General features: G+C 60.2%; 19 protein-coding genes. 7 read left to right on the top strand and 12 right to left on the bottom strand.

The features are described from left to right. Positions 1-11: 11 nt before the first annotated feature. Entirely contained in the window at positions 12-848 is an 837-nt protein-coding gene (locus tag AC1ROI_RS31330) for a Tim44 domain-containing protein (protein ID WP_371857864.1), read from the bottom strand. Between the two features lie 275 nt (positions 849-1,123). Between AC1ROI_RS31330 and AC1ROI_RS31325 the strand changes: the two genes are divergently transcribed. Both AC1ROI_RS31325 and AC1ROI_RS31320 read left to right on the top strand, forming a co-directional pair. Further along, positions 1,124-2,146: a transporter gene (locus AC1ROI_RS31325; RefSeq protein WP_010457297.1), complete on the top strand. Its 1,023-nt coding sequence runs from the start codon at positions 1,124-1,126 to the stop codon at positions 2,144-2,146. A gap of 213 nt (positions 2,147-2,359) precedes the next feature. After that, the gene (locus AC1ROI_RS31320; RefSeq protein WP_102594209.1) at positions 2,360-3,976 is read left to right on the top strand and encodes an inorganic phosphate transporter; all 1,617 of its coding nucleotides are present in this window, start codon (positions 2,360-2,362) and stop codon (positions 3,974-3,976) included. A gap of 129 nt (positions 3,977-4,105) precedes the next feature. Here the strand turns inward: AC1ROI_RS31320 and AC1ROI_RS31315 are convergent, their stop codons facing one another. Next, positions 4,106-5,002: a LysR family transcriptional regulator gene (locus AC1ROI_RS31315; RefSeq protein WP_102594210.1), complete on the bottom strand. Its 897-nt coding sequence runs from the start codon at positions 5,000-5,002 to the stop codon at positions 4,106-4,108. Between the two features lie 121 nt (positions 5,003-5,123). Between AC1ROI_RS31315 and AC1ROI_RS31310 the strand changes: the two genes are divergently transcribed. Next, positions 5,124-5,882, top strand: a complete 759-nt coding sequence (locus tag AC1ROI_RS31310; RefSeq protein WP_102594211.1) for an SDR family NAD(P)-dependent oxidoreductase — start codon at positions 5,124-5,126, stop codon at positions 5,880-5,882. Between the two features lie 156 nt (positions 5,883-6,038). On the opposite strand, the gene AC1ROI_RS31305 is transcribed toward AC1ROI_RS31310, so the two are convergent. After that, positions 6,039-6,473, bottom strand: coding sequence for a multidrug/biocide efflux PACE transporter (locus AC1ROI_RS31305; RefSeq protein WP_102594228.1), 435 nt, complete (start codon positions 6,471-6,473; stop codon positions 6,039-6,041). 90 nt (positions 6,474-6,563) lie between these two features. Here AC1ROI_RS31305 and AC1ROI_RS31300 point away from each other — a divergent pair, with 90 nt between their 5' ends. Beyond that, entirely contained in the window at positions 6,564-7,418 is an 855-nt protein-coding gene (locus tag AC1ROI_RS31300) for a LysR family transcriptional regulator (protein WP_102594212.1), read from the top strand. A gap of 119 nt (positions 7,419-7,537) precedes the next feature. Here AC1ROI_RS31300 and AC1ROI_RS31295 read toward each other — a convergent pair whose 3' ends face one another. The 4 genes from AC1ROI_RS31295 to AC1ROI_RS31280 all read right to left on the bottom strand — a co-directional run bounded on the left by AC1ROI_RS31295 (position 7,538) and on the right by AC1ROI_RS31280 (position 10,143). Then, a complete protein-coding gene (locus AC1ROI_RS31295; protein ID WP_102594213.1) occupies positions 7,538-8,773 on the bottom strand; it encodes an RNA polymerase sigma factor in 1,236 nt (411 codons plus the stop codon). Further along, positions 8,773-9,264: an SRPBCC family protein gene (locus AC1ROI_RS31290; RefSeq protein ID WP_010457306.1), complete on the bottom strand. Its 492-nt coding sequence runs from the start codon at positions 9,262-9,264 to the stop codon at positions 8,773-8,775. The genes AC1ROI_RS31295 and AC1ROI_RS31290 overlap by 1 nt, the downstream gene beginning before the upstream one ends. A gap of 27 nt (positions 9,265-9,291) precedes the next feature. Then, complete coding sequence (locus AC1ROI_RS31285; RefSeq protein ID WP_102594214.1) at positions 9,292-9,636, bottom strand: YciI family protein; 345 nt, start codon at positions 9,634-9,636, stop codon at positions 9,292-9,294. Positions 9,637-9,717: 81 nt separating this feature from the next. Continuing rightward, positions 9,718-10,143 (bottom strand): YybH family protein, encoded by a 426-nt coding sequence (locus tag AC1ROI_RS31280; protein ID WP_083375907.1) that lies wholly within the window; start codon positions 10,141-10,143, stop codon positions 9,718-9,720. A 140-nt stretch (positions 10,144-10,283) separates the two neighbouring features. Between AC1ROI_RS31280 and AC1ROI_RS31275 the strand changes: the two genes are divergently transcribed. Together AC1ROI_RS31275 and AC1ROI_RS31270 are read left to right on the top strand one after the other, a co-directional pair. Next, a complete protein-coding gene (locus tag AC1ROI_RS31275; RefSeq protein WP_102594215.1) occupies positions 10,284-10,769 on the top strand; it encodes a GNAT family N-acetyltransferase in 486 nt (161 codons plus the stop codon). A 7-nt stretch (positions 10,770-10,776) separates the two neighbouring features. Next, positions 10,777-11,382 (top strand): pyridoxamine 5'-phosphate oxidase family protein, encoded by a 606-nt coding sequence (locus AC1ROI_RS31270; protein WP_102594216.1) that lies wholly within the window; start codon positions 10,777-10,779, stop codon positions 11,380-11,382. Positions 11,383-11,515: 133 nt separating this feature from the next. Here AC1ROI_RS31270 and AC1ROI_RS31265 read toward each other — a convergent pair whose 3' ends face one another. The 3 genes from AC1ROI_RS31265 to AC1ROI_RS31255 form a co-directional block, all read right to left on the bottom strand. After that, positions 11,516-12,004 (bottom strand): GNAT family N-acetyltransferase, encoded by a 489-nt coding sequence (locus tag AC1ROI_RS31265; RefSeq protein ID WP_010457320.1) that lies wholly within the window; start codon positions 12,002-12,004, stop codon positions 11,516-11,518. A gap of 313 nt (positions 12,005-12,317) precedes the next feature. Continuing rightward, positions 12,318-12,806 carry a GyrI-like domain-containing protein gene (locus tag AC1ROI_RS31260; RefSeq protein WP_010457321.1) on the bottom strand — a complete coding sequence of 163 codons (489 nt, stop codon included), beginning with the start codon at positions 12,804-12,806 and terminating at the stop codon, positions 12,318-12,320. 69 nt (positions 12,807-12,875) lie between these two features. Beyond that, positions 12,876-13,538 carry a LysE family translocator gene (locus AC1ROI_RS31255; RefSeq protein ID WP_077748680.1) on the bottom strand — a complete coding sequence of 221 codons (663 nt, stop codon included), beginning with the start codon at positions 13,536-13,538 and terminating at the stop codon, positions 12,876-12,878. A gap of 138 nt (positions 13,539-13,676) precedes the next feature. Between AC1ROI_RS31255 and alaC the strand changes: the two genes are divergently transcribed. Further along, positions 13,677-14,894 (top strand): alanine transaminase, encoded by a 1,218-nt coding sequence (gene alaC / locus AC1ROI_RS31250; protein ID WP_102594217.1) that lies wholly within the window; start codon positions 13,677-13,679, stop codon positions 14,892-14,894. Positions 14,895-15,087: 193 nt separating this feature from the next. On the opposite strand, the gene AC1ROI_RS31245 is transcribed toward alaC, so the two are convergent. Both AC1ROI_RS31245 and AC1ROI_RS31240 read right to left on the bottom strand, forming a co-directional pair. Continuing rightward, the gene (locus AC1ROI_RS31245) at positions 15,088-16,440 is read right to left on the bottom strand and encodes a GntP family permease (RefSeq protein WP_102594218.1); all 1,353 of its coding nucleotides are present in this window, start codon (positions 16,438-16,440) and stop codon (positions 15,088-15,090) included. 82 nt (positions 16,441-16,522) lie between these two features. Next, a complete protein-coding gene (locus tag AC1ROI_RS31240) occupies positions 16,523-17,056 on the bottom strand; it encodes a gluconokinase (protein WP_010457327.1) in 534 nt (177 codons plus the stop codon). Between the last annotated feature and the right edge of the window lie 6 nt (positions 17,057-17,062).

The raw sequence follows: 17,062 nt of genomic DNA, 5'->3' as shown, positions 1-17,062 counted from the left end.
GGCGATCGAGTTCAGCTCACTGCTGGCGCTGTCCAGGTCCTTGGCGCTGCGCTGCAAACGGCTGAACGTTTCGGCGAGGAAATCACGCAAAGTGTTGGCCGCAACCGCCAATTTACCCAGCTCATCCTGACGGGTCTGGCCACGCGGTCGGCAAACTTGCCCTGGCTGAGTTGCGCGACGTACTCGATCAGTTTGCGAATCGGTTCAATCAGGTTGCGGTTGACCAGCCACAGGCTCAAGAGCCCGATCAACAGCCCCGAGACGAGCATCACAATGAGCCCCAGCAACACGGTGCGATCGGCTTCGGCGCTGATTTGCTTCGACTGCTCGACACCCTGCTTGCGCAATTCGCTGACCAACTCGGTCATCTGTTCGCTGGTCGCACGGTCGACACCTTTGACCGCCGCGTCGCCTGCCGTCGGGTCGGCGCCCGCCGCCACGTAGGCGTCACGGCCCTTCTGATAGGCAGCGCCCAGCAAACGGTGTTCGTCACGCAGGCGTTCGATGCGGGTTTTCAGTTGCGGATCGATACCTTTTTGCACAGCCAGCTCACCGAGAATGCTCTGCACATCGCGCTGACGGTCTTCGAACTGTTTCCAATACTTGTCCAGGTCGGCCGGTTGCTTGCCACGCAGCAGGACGTTTTTCCATTCCTGAACCTGCACCTTGAATTGCAGGTTGGCTTCATCGATCAACTGCGAGGTGTGCAGCGGGCCTTCGATCAGGTTGGCGTAGCTCTGAACGCCGCTGGACAGAAAGTGAAAGCAAGCCAGGGCGATCAACAGTACCGCCAACAGGCTGCCGCTCAACAGGGCGAGAATTTGTGCTCTCAGGGATTTTTGCAGCATCGAGTGATACTCATGACAGGGGGTGAGACACGCGGCAAACACAGCGTGAAAGGTGTCCGGACATCCCTGTCTGAAACTTGGCTCATGGCCGAAGCCGCGCAAGGTAACTTAAGCAAGATCGGCGGGCCAGAGCGGTTCTTGAATCCATTCCGACCACCGGCAATGCAATCGTTTGCGGTTATTTTTTCGTCACAAAAACGTCATCCACAGTTGCGATGATGCGGCTCAAGTGAACCTGTAAAACCTGCGACAGGCGCCTCCCCTTGCGAGCCCCAATGAACCACAGCATCGACCAAAGCCATCGCGACCCGGACCTGTTCGGTCTGCTCTACGGTTTCAGTTTTCGCCCCGGTGAGCGGGGTCGGGAGATTGATTCGGCGAAAGCGCTGCAATACCTGCAACAGCCGGACGAGAGCGATGAATTCCTGTGGCTGCACCTGAACCTGGCGCATGCCGCGTGTGAGCGCTGGATGAAAAGCCATCTGGCATTGCCGGACGAGTTTTTCGAAGCCTTGCACGAAGGGTCTCGATCCACGCGCATCGAGCATGTGGATTCGGCGTTGCTGGCGGTGGTCAACGATGTGGTGTTCAACCTCAGCAGCATGGTGTCGTCGGATGTGTCGACGCTGTGGGTGTGCGCCCGCAGCCGGCTGATCATCAGCGCCCGCCTGCAACCGCTGCACTCGGTGGACAAGTTGCGCTCGTCGGTGAAGGCCGGCGAGTGCTTTCGTTCACCGCTGGAATTGCTGGTGCATCTGCTCCGCGATCAGGGCGAGGTACTGACCCAGATCGTGCGCAAGACCAGCCTCAGTGTCGATCAGATCGAAGATGAATTGCTGTCCTCGCGGCTGTCGACCAACCGTGCGGAACTGGGTGCCAATCGCCGGGTGCTGGTGCGCCTGCAACGGCTGCTGGCGCTGGAGCCCGGTTCGTTGTTGCGATTGCTCAACCGGCCGCCGCACTGGTTGCAGAAGGAAGACGTGAAGGAGTTGCGCAAGTCCACCGAGGAATTTGCGCTGATCATCAACGACCTCACGGCGCTGGGTGAGCGGATCAAGCTGTTGCAGGAAGAGATCGCGGCCAACCTGAACGAGCAGAGCAACCGCACGCTGTTCACCCTGACCGTGGTGACGGTGCTGGCGCTGCCGATCAACATCATTGCCGGTTTTTTTGGCATGAATGTGGGTGGGGTGCCGTTGTCGGGGGATCCGGAGGGGTTCTGGATTCTGGTGGCACTGGTGGCGACGTTTACCGTGATTGCGGGGCGTTGGGCGTTTCGCAAGCGCCAGGATTATTGAGCCTTTGCCCCATCCCCTGTAGGAGCGAGGCTTGCCCGCGAAGGCGTTTTACCTGATACACCGCTTTCGCGAGCAAGCCTCGCGCCTACAGGGACCGGGTGAATTCTGATTAACGGATCAGCAAAAAAACCAAACCCTGATCTAGGGCAGTTTCTCTGTAACATTTGGCAACGATCATGACAGACACTCCTTCCTTCCTCAGGATTGTCTGTCATGGCTACGCCCTCCTACACCGCCCAGACCCAGGCTCCCGCCCGCAGTGCCAGGCCTCAACTCGATAAAAAACCCAGCCTGCTCACCCTCGTGGTGTTTTTCGGAGTGCTGGCCAGCGGGTTGTTGTTCACCGCCTACAGCCTGATGCACGACATGAGCGAACTCGGCACGGAGGTCACCACCTGGACGCCGTTTCTGCTGTTGGGCGTAGCGCTGCTGATCGCCCTGGGCTTTGAGTTCGTCAACGGTTTCCACGACACCGCCAACGCCGTGGCCACGGTGATTTACACCAACTCGATGCCGCCGAATTTCGCGGTGGCCTGGTCCGGGTTCTTCAACTTCCTCGGGGTGCTGCTGTCGAGTGGCGCGGTGGCGTTCGGCATCATCGCCCTGTTGCCCGTGGAACTGATTCTGCAAGTCGGGTCCTCCGCCGGTTTCGCGATGATCTTCGCCCTGTTGATCGCGGCGATCCTGTGGAACCTCGGCACGTGGTGGCTGGGCTTGCCGGCCTCGTCGTCGCACACCTTGATCGGTTCGATCATCGGCGTCGGTGTGGCCAATGCCCTGATGCACGGCCACGACGGCACCAGCGGCGTGGACTGGGCTCAAGCGACCAAGATCGGCTATGCGTTACTGTTGTCGCCGCTGGTCGGCTTCGGTTTTGCCGCGCTGTTGTTGCTGGCCTTGCGTGCGTTCGTGAAGAATCGCGCGCTGTACAAGGCGCCCGTCGGCAACACGCCACCGCCGTGGTGGATTCGCGGCATGTTGATTGTGACCTGCACCGGGGTCTCGTTCGCCCACGGTTCCAACGACGGCCAAAAAGGTATGGGCCTGATCATGCTGATTCTGGTCGGCACGCTGCCGATGGCCTATGCGCTGAACCGCACCATGCCGGCCGATCAGGCGCTGCAGTTCGCCGCCGTCGCCGAAGTCACCCAGCAAGCGCTGGTCAAAAGCGTGCCGATGCCGGCCCCCGCCGATCCGCGCCCGATCCTCTCTGAATACGTGCGCAGCAAGGAAGCCACACCGCAACTGATCCCGGCCCTCGCCGCCCTTACGGGCAGTATCGGCGCAGAGGTCAAGGGTTATGGCTCGCTGTCCAAAGTACCGGCCGAAGCCGTGGGCAACGTGCGTAACGACATGTACCTGACCAGCGAAACCATTCGCCTGATGGACAAGAACAAAGTCGGCCACTTCGACGCCGACACCACCGGCAAGCTGCAACTGTTCAAGCAACAGATCGACAACTCGACGCGCTTTATTCCGCTGTGGGTGAAGATCGCGGTGGCGATTGCGCTCGGGCTGGGCACCATGGTCGGCTGGAAGCGCATCGTGGTGACGGTCGGCGAAAAGATCGGCAAGACCCACCTGACCTACGCGCAAGGCGCCTCGGCGGAAACCGTGGCCATGCTGACCATCGGCGCAGCGGACATGTTCGGCTTGCCGGTGTCGACCACTCACGTGTTGTCCTCGGGCGTGGCCGGGAGCATGGTCGCCAACGGCGGTGGCTTGCAGATGAAGACCATCCGCAATCTGCTGATGGCGTGGGTGCTGACCTTGCCGGCGGCGATTGTGCTGTCAGGCAGCCTGTATTGGCTGTTCACCCAACTCTTCTAGCCCCAACACATAACCCTGCAGGCGCGAGTGGTGCGGCAATCCGACTTGCCCACGAAGAGCGATAACCCGGTCATTCGGTCAGACCGCGTTATCGTTCTTCGCGGGCAAGCCTCGCTCCTACAAGGGCGGTTAGGTTGTGGACTGGATGACATTGGCCAGCCAGTCCATGAACGCCCTCACCCGCAGCGGCAAATGCCGTTGCCGGGCGTAGAGCAGCGAGACCTCCATCGAGGGTGCGCTGAACTGCGGCAGCACCGCCACCAGATCACCACTGTTCAAGTGCGATTGCATGCCCTTGACCGGCGCCTGAATCAGTCCGAATCCCCCCACGCACGCCAGCTCATAAGCATCGGTGCTGTTGACCGTCACGCTGCCCGCCATCGGCAGTTGCCGGGGCTTGCCTTCCACCTCGTACAGAAACCCGTCCGACCGCGAACCCAATACGCCGACGTAATGCACCATCCGGTGCTGCGCCAGGTCTTCGAGTGTTTCGGGAATCCCGTAGCGCGCCAAGTACGCCGGGCTCGCGCAGTTGACCATGGCGAAATCACACACGCGACGAGCGACCACCGACTGGTCCGGCTGCGACCCCACGCGCAACACGCAATCAAAACCCTCCCGAAGCAGATCGACTCGCCGGTCAGTGGTGCTGATTTCCAGTTCCAGGTGGGGGTGGCGCGCCATGAATTCCGGCAGTTGCGGCATCACCACCTGGCGAGCCAGAAAGTTCGGCATGTCGATGCGAATCCGCCCGACCAACGAGGCCGGGTCCTGGCGAAACAGGCCCTCGATGTCGTCCATGTGCGACAACAAATCCTTGCTGCGTTCGTACAGCACCAGCCCGTCCTGAGTCGCCTGGACCCGGCGCGTAGTGCGTTGAAGCAAGCGTGTCCCCAGCAGCGTTTCCAGCGCTTGAACGTGATCGGACACCGTGGACCGAGGCAGACCCAGGCTCTCCCCCGCCAGAGTAAAACTCGACATTTCGCTGACGCGAACGAAGGTGCGCAGCAGTTCCAGCTTGTTCATGAGCCGCCCCTGTATTGTTCGGATTAACCGACCAGTGATTCCGATTTCATCCTGTTTATCACTTCAGGGCGGATAAATAAACTTCCTCCACACCGTCACTCACCACCTTTGAGGAAGTCCCATGAACCGTAAAATCGCACTGATCACTGGCGCCAGCCGCGGCCTCGGCAAAAACGCAGCCCTGCATCTGGCCGCCCAAGGCGTCGACATAATCGGCACCTACAACAGCAAGGCCGATGAGGCGCAAGAACTGGTCGCCGACATCGAAAGCCTCGGCGCTCAGGCGGTGATGCTGCAACTCGATGTGAGCCAAAGCGAACGCTTCGAAGCCTTCGCCACCCAGGTCGCCGATGTGTTGCACAGCCGTTTTGATCGCCAGCACTTCGACTTCTTGCTCAACAACGCCGGCATTGGCCTGACCGCGAACTTCGTCGACACCACCGTCGCCCAGTTCGATCTGCTGATGAACATCCACCTGAAAGGGCCGTTCTTCCTCACCCAGAACCTGCTGCCGCTGATGGCGGACGGTGGGCGCATCCTCAACGTATCCAGCGGTCTGACCCGTTTCAGTTTGCCGGGTTACGGTGCTTACGCAGCGATGAAAGGCGCGATGGAAGTGCTGACCCGCTATCAGGCCAAGGAACTCGGTGCCCGCGGCATTTCCGTGAACACCCTGGCACCGGGCGCCATCGAAACCGATTTCGGCGGTGGCACCGTGCGCGATAACAGCGACGTGAACAGCTACATTGCCGGCAATACCGCGTTGGGTCGGGTGGGTCAGCCGGATGACATCGGCGCTGCGATTGCTTTACTGCTGGCGCCGGGCAGCCAGTGGATCAACGGCCAGCGCGTTGAAGCGTCCGGTGGGATGTTCCTGTAACCCCTGAACCTGTGGCGAGGGAGCTCGCTCCCGCTGGGTTGCGAAGCAGCCCCAAAATCTCGGTAACTGTCGAAGATTTTGCGAGCGCTTCGCACTCAAGCGGGACGGTGCTGCGATCCGACAAGCTCCCTCGCCACAAAAACGGTTCACTCTGGATTAGCGAGCAGTAGACACCACCAACATGCGCTCACGCACCACGTCATACGCCCAGTGATACACATAGGTGTATGGCAGGAAAAACAGCAACACGCCGATATCCAGCAGGAACGCCTGCCACAGGCTGACGTTCAGCCACCACGCAATCAGCGGCACCCCCATCGCCACCAGCCCGCCTTCGAACAACAGCGCATGGACAACCCTTACCCAGGCGTTGTGCACGATGCCGTAGCGTTTGAGCAAACGGTCGAACAGCCCGTTGAAGACCACGTTCCAGGCCAGCGCCAGGGCGGCGATGACCAACGTGACGATGCCCATCTCGAGCATCGGTTTGTCCATGATCCACGCCAGGAGCGGCGTACAGATCAGGATGGCCAGCACTTCGAAAGCGATGGCCTGGAAAATACGTTCAGTGATGGATTTGTTGACGCTCATGATCAGGAATCTCTGAGTGACTGTGGTTGCCATCATCCAGCCCTACGTCGATACTTCCTAACCAATAACCATCGACAAAGGCGATAGTTCATGGCTTCTCAGGAAGTGTTGCAAGCGTTTGTCCAGGCGGCGACGCAAGGTTCGTTTTCTGCGGCAGCACGCAAACTCGGCCGCAGCCAGTCGACCATCAGTGCAGCGGTTGCCAGCCTTGAAATCGATCTGAACCTGCTCCTGTTCGACCGCAGCAGCCGCAAGCCGAGCCTGACCCCGGCCGGGCACGTGATGCTGCAGCGGGCCGAGGAGATCCTGGCCGCCACCAGCCGCCTGGCAATGACCGCCAGTCTGCTGTCCCAAGGGGTCGAGCCGAAGTTGACGGTGGCGATTTCCGACACTTATCAGTCCGACCGTTTCGAAGCGGCGTTGAGCGCGTTCGATCAGCGTTATCCGGACCTTGAACTCGAATGCCTGATCGCGGAATGCGATGACCTGGTGGCCTTGGTGCAAAGCGGCCGGGCGCATGTGGCCTTTGCCGAAAAGCAGGACAGTTACCCGCCGGACCTGGTCAGCTCGACCGTGGATGAACGCACGGAAATTGCCCTGTTCGTGTCCCGCGAGCATCCATTGGCAGCGCTGGGCCTCGTCGATCAAGACGTGTTGCAAAAGCATCGGGAGTTGCGTCTGGCGACGATCGTCAATCCGTATGAAAGCCGTGCGAAGGGACGTGTCTGGTCGGCGCCGAGTTACCTGATGCTGCTGGAAATGGCCCAGGGCGGGTTTGGCTGGGCACCGTTGCCGCGATGGTTGGTGGAGCGGTTTGGCCCGGGGACATTGCAGGAGCTGGACGTGCGGGGCTGGCCGAAACCGGTGTTTGTCGATGCCTTGTGGTCGCGACTGCATCCGCCGGGGCCGGCAGGGAGCTGGTTGCTCGGCAAGCTGCTGGAATGAAGGTCCTGCGGACCTTATCGCGAGCAGGCTCGCTCCCACAGTGGATCGCGGTGATCACAAAATCTGTGTACGCCCCCCGTAGGAGCGAGCCTGCTCGCGATGGGGCCCGTCAGTTCACATCACCTCAGCGCCTTGATCCGCGCCTCGATAAACCGCCGCTCCGGCACCTGCTGCGTCAATTCCAGCGCCCGTTCATACGCCGCCCGCGCCTCTTCACGCCTCCCCAACTGCCGACAAAACTCCGCCCGCGCCGAATGCGCCAAGTGGTAATCCAGCAGATCACCCCGACCCAGAATCCCGTCCACCAACACCAGCCCCGCCAACGGTCCGTCTCGCCTGGAGATCGCCGCTGCACGGTTCAACTCAATCACCGGTGAAGGCACCGCCGCCAGCAGCACGTCATACAAACCCACAATCTGCTGCCAGTCCGTCTCCCCCGCCGTGGGCGCTTCGGCGTGCACCGCCGCAATCGCCGCTTGCAGGCAATAAGGCCCGAACCGTCCGGTGGTCAGCGCCGCCTCCACCAGCGCGCAACCTTCGGCAATCATCCCGGCATCCCACAACGAGCGGTCCTGTTCATCCAGCACGATCAGTTCACCGCTCGCCGACGTGCGGGCCGGGCGTCGTGATTCATGCAACAGCATCAACGCCAGCAGCCCTATCACTTCCGATTCCGGCAGCAACTCCATCAACAGCCGCCCGAGCCGGATCGCTTCGCGGGTCAGGTCTTCGCGGGTCAGTTCGGCGCCGACAGACGCCGAGTAGCCTTCGTTGAACACCAGGTAAATCACCCTCAGCACACTGTCGAGACGCTCGGGCAGTTCCGCCAGTGTCGGCACTTGATAAGGGATTTTCGCGTCACGGATTTTCGCTTTGGCGCGCACGATGCGCTGGGCGATGGTCGCCGGTGCCGAGAGAAAGGCGCGGGCAATTTCCTCCGTGGTCAGGTCGCACACTTCGCGCAGGGTCAACGGCACCTGGGCATCCGACGCGAGGGCCGGGTGACAACAGGTGAAGATCAACCGCAAACGATCGTCTTCCACGTCCTCATCACTCCAGTCGGCCTGTTCCAGCTCCTCCAGTTGAGCAATCAACATCGGCCGGGACGCGGCAAAACGTGCCCGCCGACGCAACACATCAATGGCCTTGAAGCGCCCGGTGGACACCAGCCACGTGCGCGGGTTATCCGGCACGCCGTCACGCTGCCAACGCTCGACCGCGACGAAAAATGCCTCGTGCAGGGCCTCTTCGGCGAGGTCGAAATCGCCAAGCAAGCGGATCAGCGTCGCCAGAATCCGCCGCGAGTCTTCGCGGTAGACCTGCTCGACCCGCGCCGTGACCGAAGCGTCAATCATCAGTCCGGCATGCCTTCAGTCACCAGCATCACCAAGCGATCGAGGCTTTGTCCCCAGCCATCGTAAAACCCCATGGCCTCGTGGGCCTGACGATCTTCTTCGGACCAGTGCATGGCCCGGGCGGTGTAGAGGGTTTTGCCGTCCTTGTCTTCGAGGGTCACTTCGGCCGACATGAAGGGTTTGCCCGAAGGAATCCACCCGGGAGTGAACGCGTCGGTGAACACCAGGCGTTCAGGCGCGACGATTTCCAGGAAGACTCCCATGGTCGGATACTCAGTCCCGTCCGGTGCGCGCATCAGGGTGCGAAACTGGCCGCCGACCCACAGATCCATTTCGCACTCCGGCGTGGTCATGCCATGCGGTCCCCACCATTGAGTGAGCAAGGCCGGCTCGGTCCAGGCGCGGAAGAGCTTGCGGCGCGGCGCGTCGATCAGACGACTGATGGACAGCTCGAATTCGGCAGGCTGATGTTTATAGGGTTGCGGACTCATGGGGATCTCCTGTCTTGTGCTTGTTATTCAGGGATTCAATTGGCGAACGGGCCGCACCTCGACGCTGCCGACCCGGGCCGCCGGGATGTCGCCGGCGACCTGGATCGCTTCATTGAGGTCTTTGGCATCGATCAGGTAGAAGCCGGCCAACTGCTCCTTGGTTTCGGCGAACGGGCCATCGGTGATCGACATCTTGCCGTTGCGCATGCGCACGGTGGTCGCGGTCTGCACCGATTCCAGCGCCTCGGCCGCGATCATCCGGCCGCTGCCCTGGATCGCCTCGGCGTAGGCCATGCACTCGGCGTCATGGGGACTGTCGGGCAGCGAGTGCAACTCCTGTTCGTTGCTGTAGACCAGGCATAGGTACTTCATGTGGGCTCTCCCGGATCGAACTGATCAACTATGGCTGCTGATTGGCGTTTTGGCGCTGCTTCCCGATAAACAGCCCGGTGATCAGGGTTCAAGGTTGAACAGCGCCGTGCCGCTGGTCATGTCGAACGGGGCCGACCAGTGTTCATGGACGATGCGCCATTGCCCGGCATCGCGCCGATAGCAGGCGGTCACACGCATCCAGCAGGCCTGGGTTTCACCTTGTTCGTTGGTGCCGCCGCAATGGGCCAGCCAGTGAGCGAAGGCGATGTGCTCGTCCGCGACGATGTTCAAGTGGGCGAAGTCGAACGTGTGCGCGCCCTGGCACATTTCCATGCACTCTTCCCAATGCGCGCGGTAAGCCGCCTTGCCGCGAAACTGCAAGGCCTTGACCGCGTCGTAGGAGACGATGTCGTCGGCATACAGCGTCATGAGTTTTTTGACGTCCTTGGCGATGACCGCCTCACGATAGGTGTCGATCAGGGCCTGGATTTCTTGGGTTGCGTTCATGGTGGTTCTCCGTGGTTTTTGTTGTGAAGACACCCTTAGTCGTCTGGCGCACCGCCAAATCGACAGTCGAAATAAAAATAATCCATGAATGCAAACTCGTTAGAATCCAACGCCTATTTTGTTGGAAAAAGGACACTCCAGTGACAATCCGACTCGTGCCTTACGAAAGCCTGAACGCGCGCCAGCGCCAGCAGATCGAGGCCATCGAAGTGCATAAAGAGCAGATTAAATTCTCCGGCGACATCCACGGTGCATTGCACACCTTGCTGTCCAAACCCGGCCCCGGCGTCAAGGGATTTGCGCTACTGGCCGAGGAGGTTCCCGTGGCCTTCCTGCTGCTCAAACGCCCGCCCGTGTTGCCGGCCTGGGCCGATGAACACAGCGCGACCTTGCATGCGTTGCAAGTCGATCAACGCGCTCAAGGCAAAGGTTATGGGAAGGCTTGCCTGCAAGCTTTGCCCGACGTCGCCCGGCTGGCGTTTCCGGAAATCAAAGCGCTGGAATTGTCGGTGGACGCGGACAATGAGGCCGCCATTGCGCTCTATGCAAAATTTGGCTGGGTCGACAGCGGCGAGGCGTACAAGGGCCGGATCGGTTATGAACGGCGCATGAGCCTGATTTTCTGAGGTGGTTATGCTCGACAGCATCGAAGCACTGGAAGCAATCTACGGCCAACCCCGCGACCGCGCCGTGCGCAAACAGATTGCCTTTCTGAACGAGGACTATCAGGCCATGGTCCGTGCCTCGCCGCTGGTCATCATCAGCTCGGCCGGGCCTGATGGCCTGGACGGTTCGCCTCGTGGCGACACGCCGGGATTCGTGCGGATCATCGACCCGAAGACCCTGGCGATCCCGGACCGTCCGGGCAACAACCGCATCGACACGCTGCGCAATGTGGTGCTCGATTCGCGGGTGTCGCTGCTGTTCATCATCCCCGGCATCGGCGAGACGTTACGGGTCAACGGCACGGCGCAGATCAGCGCGGAACCGACGTTGCTGGAGAGCTTTGCGGTGAACGGCAAACCAGCGCGCACAGTGATGCTGGTGACCGTGGACGCGGCGTACTTCCATTGCTCGAAAGCGATTGTGCGTTCGGATTTGTGGAACCCCGAGAAGCATCTGGAGCGCTCGGCACTGCCAACGGCGGGGGCTTTTCACAAGCGCTTGAATGACGGGCAGTTCGATGCCGAAACGTATGACCGGGAAGCACCGGCGCGGGTGCGGGACAGTCTTTACTGACACGCCCCCTAACCAATGTGGGCGAGCCTGCTCGCGATGGCGGTCTGACAGTCGACACTTCTGTTGAATGTTATGCCGTCATCGCGAGCAGGCTCACTCCCACAGGGGATCTTCGGTGCTTGATATACCTTGGTTACAGCGCCAGAACCATCTCATGCCACGCCATTCCGCCGTGGTCGGAGGCCGACGGCTTGATGTAGGCAAAGCCGAATCCGGCGTACAGCGGAATATGCCGTTCCTTGCACATCAGATGGATGTGGGTCTTGCCCATCGCCCGCATGCGCTCGATGAATTCGCCCATCAAACGCTTCGCCAGCCCCTGCCCCTGAAAATCCGGGTGCACCACCACCGACATGATCACGACGTGCGGCCCGGCCGGGTCGTGGCCAATCAGCTCCTTGAACGCTTCGTCTGACATTTCCACCTGAAACGCCGCACCGGAATTGATGAAACCGGCTACAACGCCGTCCACTTCGGCGACGATGAAACCGTCGGGCCAGGTGGCAATGCGCGTGGCGATTTTTTCCCGGGTAGCGGCTTCGTCGCCTTCGTAGGCAACGGTTTCGATGGCGAAGCAGCGGTCCAGGTCGGCGGGAGTGACGTGGCGGATGACGGTGTTCATGGCAGCTCGGATTCAGCGTGGGAAAGGCTGGGGATCATAAATTAATAAGGTGTTCATATCGATCACTGCTGATGTCGTAAAGCCTTCGTATAGGCGCTTTCATTGCCGATCGGATCGGATTATTGGTGTTGCCTGTCTCTGATCATCGATAGGGGGAACACACCATGAGCAGCGTTCAGATCGGACTTCTCTTGCTGTTGGGCATCAGCACGTTTGGCTTTGTGACGTTGTCGATTGACGTGATGCGGTCGCGACGGATGAAGCGGAGCAAGTAACGATCAAGAGGCGGAGGTGGGTCCGCCTCTTGATGCGGTCATTTGTCTTTTAGCGGCAGCCAGATTTCCAGCACGCCGGTGTTGAGCTTCGGGTTGAAGTCTTCGCTGTAGCGTTCGAACTCTGGCGCGTCCGCCGCCTGATGGCCGGACTGCGGCAGCCAGGTTTTCCAGATGTACTGAAAGGTCGCGGGCAACTGGTCCAGTGTGCCTTTGTGCTCGAACACCGCGTAATGCTGGGGTAGAACCTCGACCCAGCGGTACTTCTCGGGCAGGTCGTCGAGTTTGGCGATTTCGACGCCGGCGATGTACTCAAACCCGCCTTTGCCATCGGGATTGCAGCAAATACCGTAGGTCACTTCACCTTTTTGGCCGGGTATCTTGCCCATCTCGGGAATGAATTTTTCCCAGAGTTCGGGAATGCCTTGTGTGGTCTGCTGGGTAAATCGACCACCCAGCCCTGCAATGAGCAGAAAATGCCCATGTTCGAAGCGTGGCTCGGCCGGTTTCACGCCTGTTTGCTCATCCATGACTCAACTCCTTGCTGCAAAAAAAATGGGTTCGGCTGGGAGTATAGAAGCCAAACCCGATTCGCCTAATTACAGGGCGTGCAACTGCTCGACGGCGCCCGCACCAACAAACTCGTTATAGCCCGATAGAATCACGTACACCGCGAAATAGCAGAAGATCGCCGCTGATGCCATGTAGGAGTAACGCAGCAGTTTGTCGCCCAGCAACTTGCCGCCGTGGCTCGCGGCGAAGCACAACGCGACGCACCAGAACACTCCGGCGCACAGAAAACCGCCGAGAAACAGCGCCGAACTGACGGCATCACCGCCACCGGAGCGCGCGATGAGCGTACCGCCCACGGCCGCAAACCAGAGAATGGCGCTGGGTGACGACATGGCCAGGAAAATCCCGCGGAAAAACTCCTTGCGGTGAGAGTTCTGCCCCACCTCGGCGGACTGCGCCAACACCGCTTCATGGTGAATCGCCGAATAGATCATCTTCGCCGCGAAATACACCAGCAATGCTGAACCGCCGATCCACAGCACCCAACGCACGGTTTCGTATTGCAGCAAAACGGTCATGCCCGCCAACGCCAGCACCGCGTAAATCAGGTCACCGACGCAAGTGCCCAAGCCCAGGGCAAAGCCTTGAAAATAGCCGCGCTGCATGGCCAGGGTGATCATCGCGATGTTGGCCACGCCGATATCCAGGCACAGCGAAAGGCTCAGCAGAAAGCCGCTGGTAAATTCCATCAACCGGGTTCCTTCGGACAAATTTGTTTACAGAGTCGCTGGACAGTGTGCCACAACAGCCCTTACATTCCGCCACAGGCCACCGCAGTGGCCAGCGTCGCTCGGACGGTTCCGGGCGCTCACGTTACCGAGGCAACAATGGCTAACCCAGGTTCGCCGCGCCGCTTTGCGCGCATAGATCGACTCCCCCCTTACGTATTCAACATCACTGCCGAGCTGAAGATGGCCGCCCGTCGTCGTGGCGAAGACATCATCGACTTCAGCATGGGCAACCCTGATGGCCCTACTCCGCCACACATCGTCGAAAAACTGGTCACCGTCGCCCAGCGCGAAGACACCCACGGCTACTCGACGTCCAAGGGTATCCCGCGTCTGCGCCGGGCCATTTCCAATTGGTACAAGGATCGCTACGAGGTCGATATCGACCCGGAAACCGAAGCCATTGTCACCATCGGCTCCAAGGAAGGCCTGGCGCATCTGATGCTGGCCACCCTCGACCAGGGCGACACCGTGCTGGTGCCGAACCCCAGCTATCCGATTCACATCTACGGTGCCGTGATTGCCGGCGCCCAGGTGCGTTCGGTGCCGCTGATCCCGGGCGTGGACTTCTTCGCTGAACTGGAAAGCGCGATTCGCGGCTCGATCCCGAAACCGAAAATGATGATTCTCGGCTTCCCGTCGAACCCCACCGCCCAATGCGTGGAACTGGATTTCTTCGAGCGGGTGATCGCCCTCGCCAAGCAGTATGACGTTTTGGTGGTGCACGACCTCGCTTACGCCGACATCGTCTATGACGGCTGGAAAGCCCCGTCGATCATGCAGGTGCCCGGCGCCAAGGACATCGCGGTGGAATTTTTCACCCTGTCCAAGAGCTACAACATGGCGGGCTGGCGCATCGGCTTCATGGTCGGCAACGCTGAACTGGTCAACGCCCTGGCGCGGATCAAGAGTTACCACGACTACGGCACCTTCACCCCGCTGCAGGTCGCGGCGATTGCGGCGCTGGAAGGCGATCAGCAGTGCGTCAAGGACATCGCCGAGCAGTATCGGCAGCGTCGCAACGTTCTGGTCAAAGGCCTGCACGAACTGGGCTGGATGGTCGAGAATCCGAAAGCGTCGATGTATGTCTGGGCCAAGATCCCCGAAGCCTATGCGCACTTGGGCTCGCTGGAGTTCGCCAAGAAATTGCTCGCCGAGGCCAAGGTCTGCGTCTCGCCAGGCGTCGGGTTTGGTGAGTATGGGGATGATCATGTGCGCTTTGCGCTGATCGAAAACCAGGACCGGATTCGTCAGGCCGTGCGTGGGATTCGCGGGATGTTTCGGGCGGATGGCCTGGCCCCGAAATCCGCCGGCTAACACTTAACCTGTAGGAGTGAGCCTGCTCGCGATGAGGCCATCACATCCAATTGAAGTGTCAACTGCCGCACCGCTATCGCGAGCAGGCTCACTCCTACAAGGGTGATGTGTTGGGCCATGAAATCATCACCCACAAAAAAACCGCATTGCTGCGGTTTTTTTGTGCCTGCGCCTTGCTTAAACAAAGAGCCGCTTAAACGAACATCGACAGCAACAGGATAAAGCCCAGCGCAACGATGGACAGGATGGTTTCCATCGCGGTCCAGGTCTTGAAGGTTTCCGCCACGGTCATGTTGAAATACTGCTTCACCAGCCAGAAACCCGCGTCGTTGACGTGAGACAGAATCAACGAACCGGCACCGGTGGCCAGCACCAGCAGCTCACGGTTCACACCCGGAATCATCCCCACCACCGGCACCACGATGCCTGCGCCAGTAATGGTCGCCACGGTTGCAGAACCGGTTGCCACACGAATCACCGCCGCCACCAGCCAGGCCAGCAGGATCGGCGAGATCTGCGCTTCCACCGCCATGTGGCCGATCACGTCACCCACACCGCTGGTCACCAGCATCTGCTTGAAGCCACCACCGGCACCGATGATCAGAATGATCGCAGCGGTCGGCGCAAGGCTCGCGTCCAGCCATTTGAGCATCTGGTTGGAGCTAATGCCTTGCTTGTAGCCGAAGGTATATAGCGACAGCAGCAACGCCAGCAGGAGGGCCGAGATAGGGTGACCGATCAGGTCCATGAAGGTGCGGAAGAAGTTACCGTCCGGCAGCACCACATCGGCAAAGGTTTTGAGCAACATCAGGAAAACCGGCGACAGCACGGTGATCAAGGTGATGGAGAAACTCGGAAGATCGGCAGATTCGTTTTCACGTGCCAGTTGATCCACCAGTTCCTGGTTAGGATGGCCGGGGATGTATTTGGCGATGAACGTGCCGTAGATCGGACCGGCAATGATGGCCGTCGGCAGCGCAACGATCAGACCGTAAAGAATGGTTTTACCGATGTCAGCGCCAAACACGCCGATGGCCAGCAACGGACCCGGGTGCGGCGGAACCAGGCCGTGCACGGCGGACAGACCGGCCAGCAGCGGGATACCGATCTTGATGATCGACACGCCGGTACGTCGGGCGACGATGAACACCAGCGGGATCAGCAGCACGAAGCCGATTTCGAAGAACAGCGGAATGCCGACCAGGAACGCGGCGAACATCATCGCCCACTGCACCTTGTCCTTGCCGAATGCACGAATCAGGGTTTGGGCAATCTGATCCGCCCCGCCCGACTCGGCCATCATTTTGCCGAGCATCGTGCCCAGCGCGAGGATGATCCCGACAAAACCGAGCACCCCACCGAAGCCGTCCTGGAACGCCTTGATGATGGTGCCGATCGGCATGCCGGAGGTCAGCCCGAGAAAGGCTGCGGCGATGATCAGGGCAATGAACGGGTGGAACTTGAACTTGGTGATCAGGACGATAAGCCCGATCACCGTGACCACTGCATCGAGCAGCAGGAACGTCTCGTGGGACATGCCAAACATTAGGGGTGTCTCCTGGTTGTTGTTGTTATTAAAGCGGGTAACTCGCACGCCATCAGGACAGCGCTATCTCTTCGGAAAAAACTCATACGGCCTGTTTCAGGCCATGGGCCTGCCACCAGACATGCGCTTGCTTCGCCAGTTGCTCGACGCTGTGGTTCGAAGCGTCCAGCGCCAGGGTCAAGGGCTCGCCAACGGGGGATTCAAGGGTGGCGAACTGACTGTCGATCAGGGTCGAAGGCATGAAGTGGCCCGGCCGGTGGGAGACACGATCAGCGGCGACTTCAGGGGTCAGCTCAAGGAACACGAAGCCCAGGCCCGGCAAGGCGCTGCGCAGACGTTCGCGGTAACTGTGTTTGAGGGCCGAGCAGGTCAGCACCGGGCGCTGGCCTTGAGCGTCGACGCGGCGCAATTCATCGCACAGGCTGTCGAGCCAGCCGGCACGGTCTTCGTCGTTCAGGGGGATGCCCGCGCTCATCTTTTCGATATTGGCGGCAGGGTGGAAAGTGTCGCCTTCAATGGCGGTCGCGCCGCTGAGTTGGCACAAGGCCTCGCTGACGCAAGTCTTGCCGCAACCGGCAACACCCATGATGACCAGGGCGGTGATGGAATGATTCATGTAACA

The sequence above is a fragment of the Pseudomonas sp. GW823-FHT02C02 genome, from assembly GCF_058797635.1.
This window is presented reverse-complemented; position numbering and strand designations above follow the sequence as displayed.

What these genes read in the sequence shown, in the direction of transcription:
- AC1ROI_RS31330 (WP_371857864.1), bottom strand. Translation starts at nt 848, where the DNA reads ATGCTGCAAAAATCCCTGAGAGCACAAATTCTCGCCCTGTTGAGCGGC.
- AC1ROI_RS31325 (WP_010457297.1), top strand. Translation starts at nt 1,124, where the DNA reads ATGAACCACAGCATCGACCAAAGCCATCGCGACCCGGACCTGTTCGGT.
- AC1ROI_RS31320 (WP_102594209.1), top strand. Translation starts at nt 2,360, where the DNA reads ATGGCTACGCCCTCCTACACCGCCCAGACCCAGGCTCCCGCCCGCAGT.
- AC1ROI_RS31315 (WP_102594210.1), bottom strand. Translation starts at nt 5,002, where the DNA reads ATGAACAAGCTGGAACTGCTGCGCACCTTCGTTCGCGTCAGCGAAATG.
- AC1ROI_RS31310 (WP_102594211.1), top strand. Translation starts at nt 5,124, where the DNA reads ATGAACCGTAAAATCGCACTGATCACTGGCGCCAGCCGCGGCCTCGGC.
- AC1ROI_RS31305 (WP_102594228.1), bottom strand. Translation starts at nt 6,473, where the DNA reads ATGAGCGTCAACAAATCCATCACTGAACGTATTTTCCAGGCCATCGCT.
- AC1ROI_RS31300 (WP_102594212.1), top strand. Translation starts at nt 6,564, where the DNA reads ATGGCTTCTCAGGAAGTGTTGCAAGCGTTTGTCCAGGCGGCGACGCAA.
- AC1ROI_RS31295 (WP_102594213.1), bottom strand. Translation starts at nt 8,773, where the DNA reads ATGATTGACGCTTCGGTCACGGCGCGGGTCGAGCAGGTCTACCGCGAA.
- AC1ROI_RS31290 (WP_010457306.1), bottom strand. Translation starts at nt 9,264, where the DNA reads ATGAGTCCGCAACCCTATAAACATCAGCCTGCCGAATTCGAGCTGTCC.
- AC1ROI_RS31285 (WP_102594214.1), bottom strand. Translation starts at nt 9,636, where the DNA reads ATGAAGTACCTATGCCTGGTCTACAGCAACGAACAGGAGTTGCACTCG.
- AC1ROI_RS31280 (WP_083375907.1), bottom strand. Translation starts at nt 10,143, where the DNA reads ATGAACGCAACCCAAGAAATCCAGGCCCTGATCGACACCTATCGTGAG.
- AC1ROI_RS31270 (WP_102594216.1), top strand. Translation starts at nt 10,777, where the DNA reads ATGCTCGACAGCATCGAAGCACTGGAAGCAATCTACGGCCAACCCCGC.
- AC1ROI_RS31265 (WP_010457320.1), bottom strand. Translation starts at nt 12,004, where the DNA reads ATGAACACCGTCATCCGCCACGTCACTCCCGCCGACCTGGACCGCTGC.
- AC1ROI_RS31260 (WP_010457321.1), bottom strand. Translation starts at nt 12,806, where the DNA reads ATGGATGAGCAAACAGGCGTGAAACCGGCCGAGCCACGCTTCGAACAT.
- AC1ROI_RS31255 (WP_077748680.1), bottom strand. Translation starts at nt 13,538, where the DNA reads ATGGAATTTACCAGCGGCTTTCTGCTGAGCCTTTCGCTGTGCCTGGAT.
- alaC (WP_102594217.1), top strand. Translation starts at nt 13,677, where the DNA reads ATGGCTAACCCAGGTTCGCCGCGCCGCTTTGCGCGCATAGATCGACTC.
- AC1ROI_RS31245 (WP_102594218.1), bottom strand. Translation starts at nt 16,440, where the DNA reads ATGTTTGGCATGTCCCACGAGACGTTCCTGCTGCTCGATGCAGTGGTC.
- AC1ROI_RS31240 (WP_010457327.1), bottom strand. Translation starts at nt 17,056, where the DNA reads ATGAATCATTCCATCACCGCCCTGGTCATCATGGGTGTTGCCGGTTGC.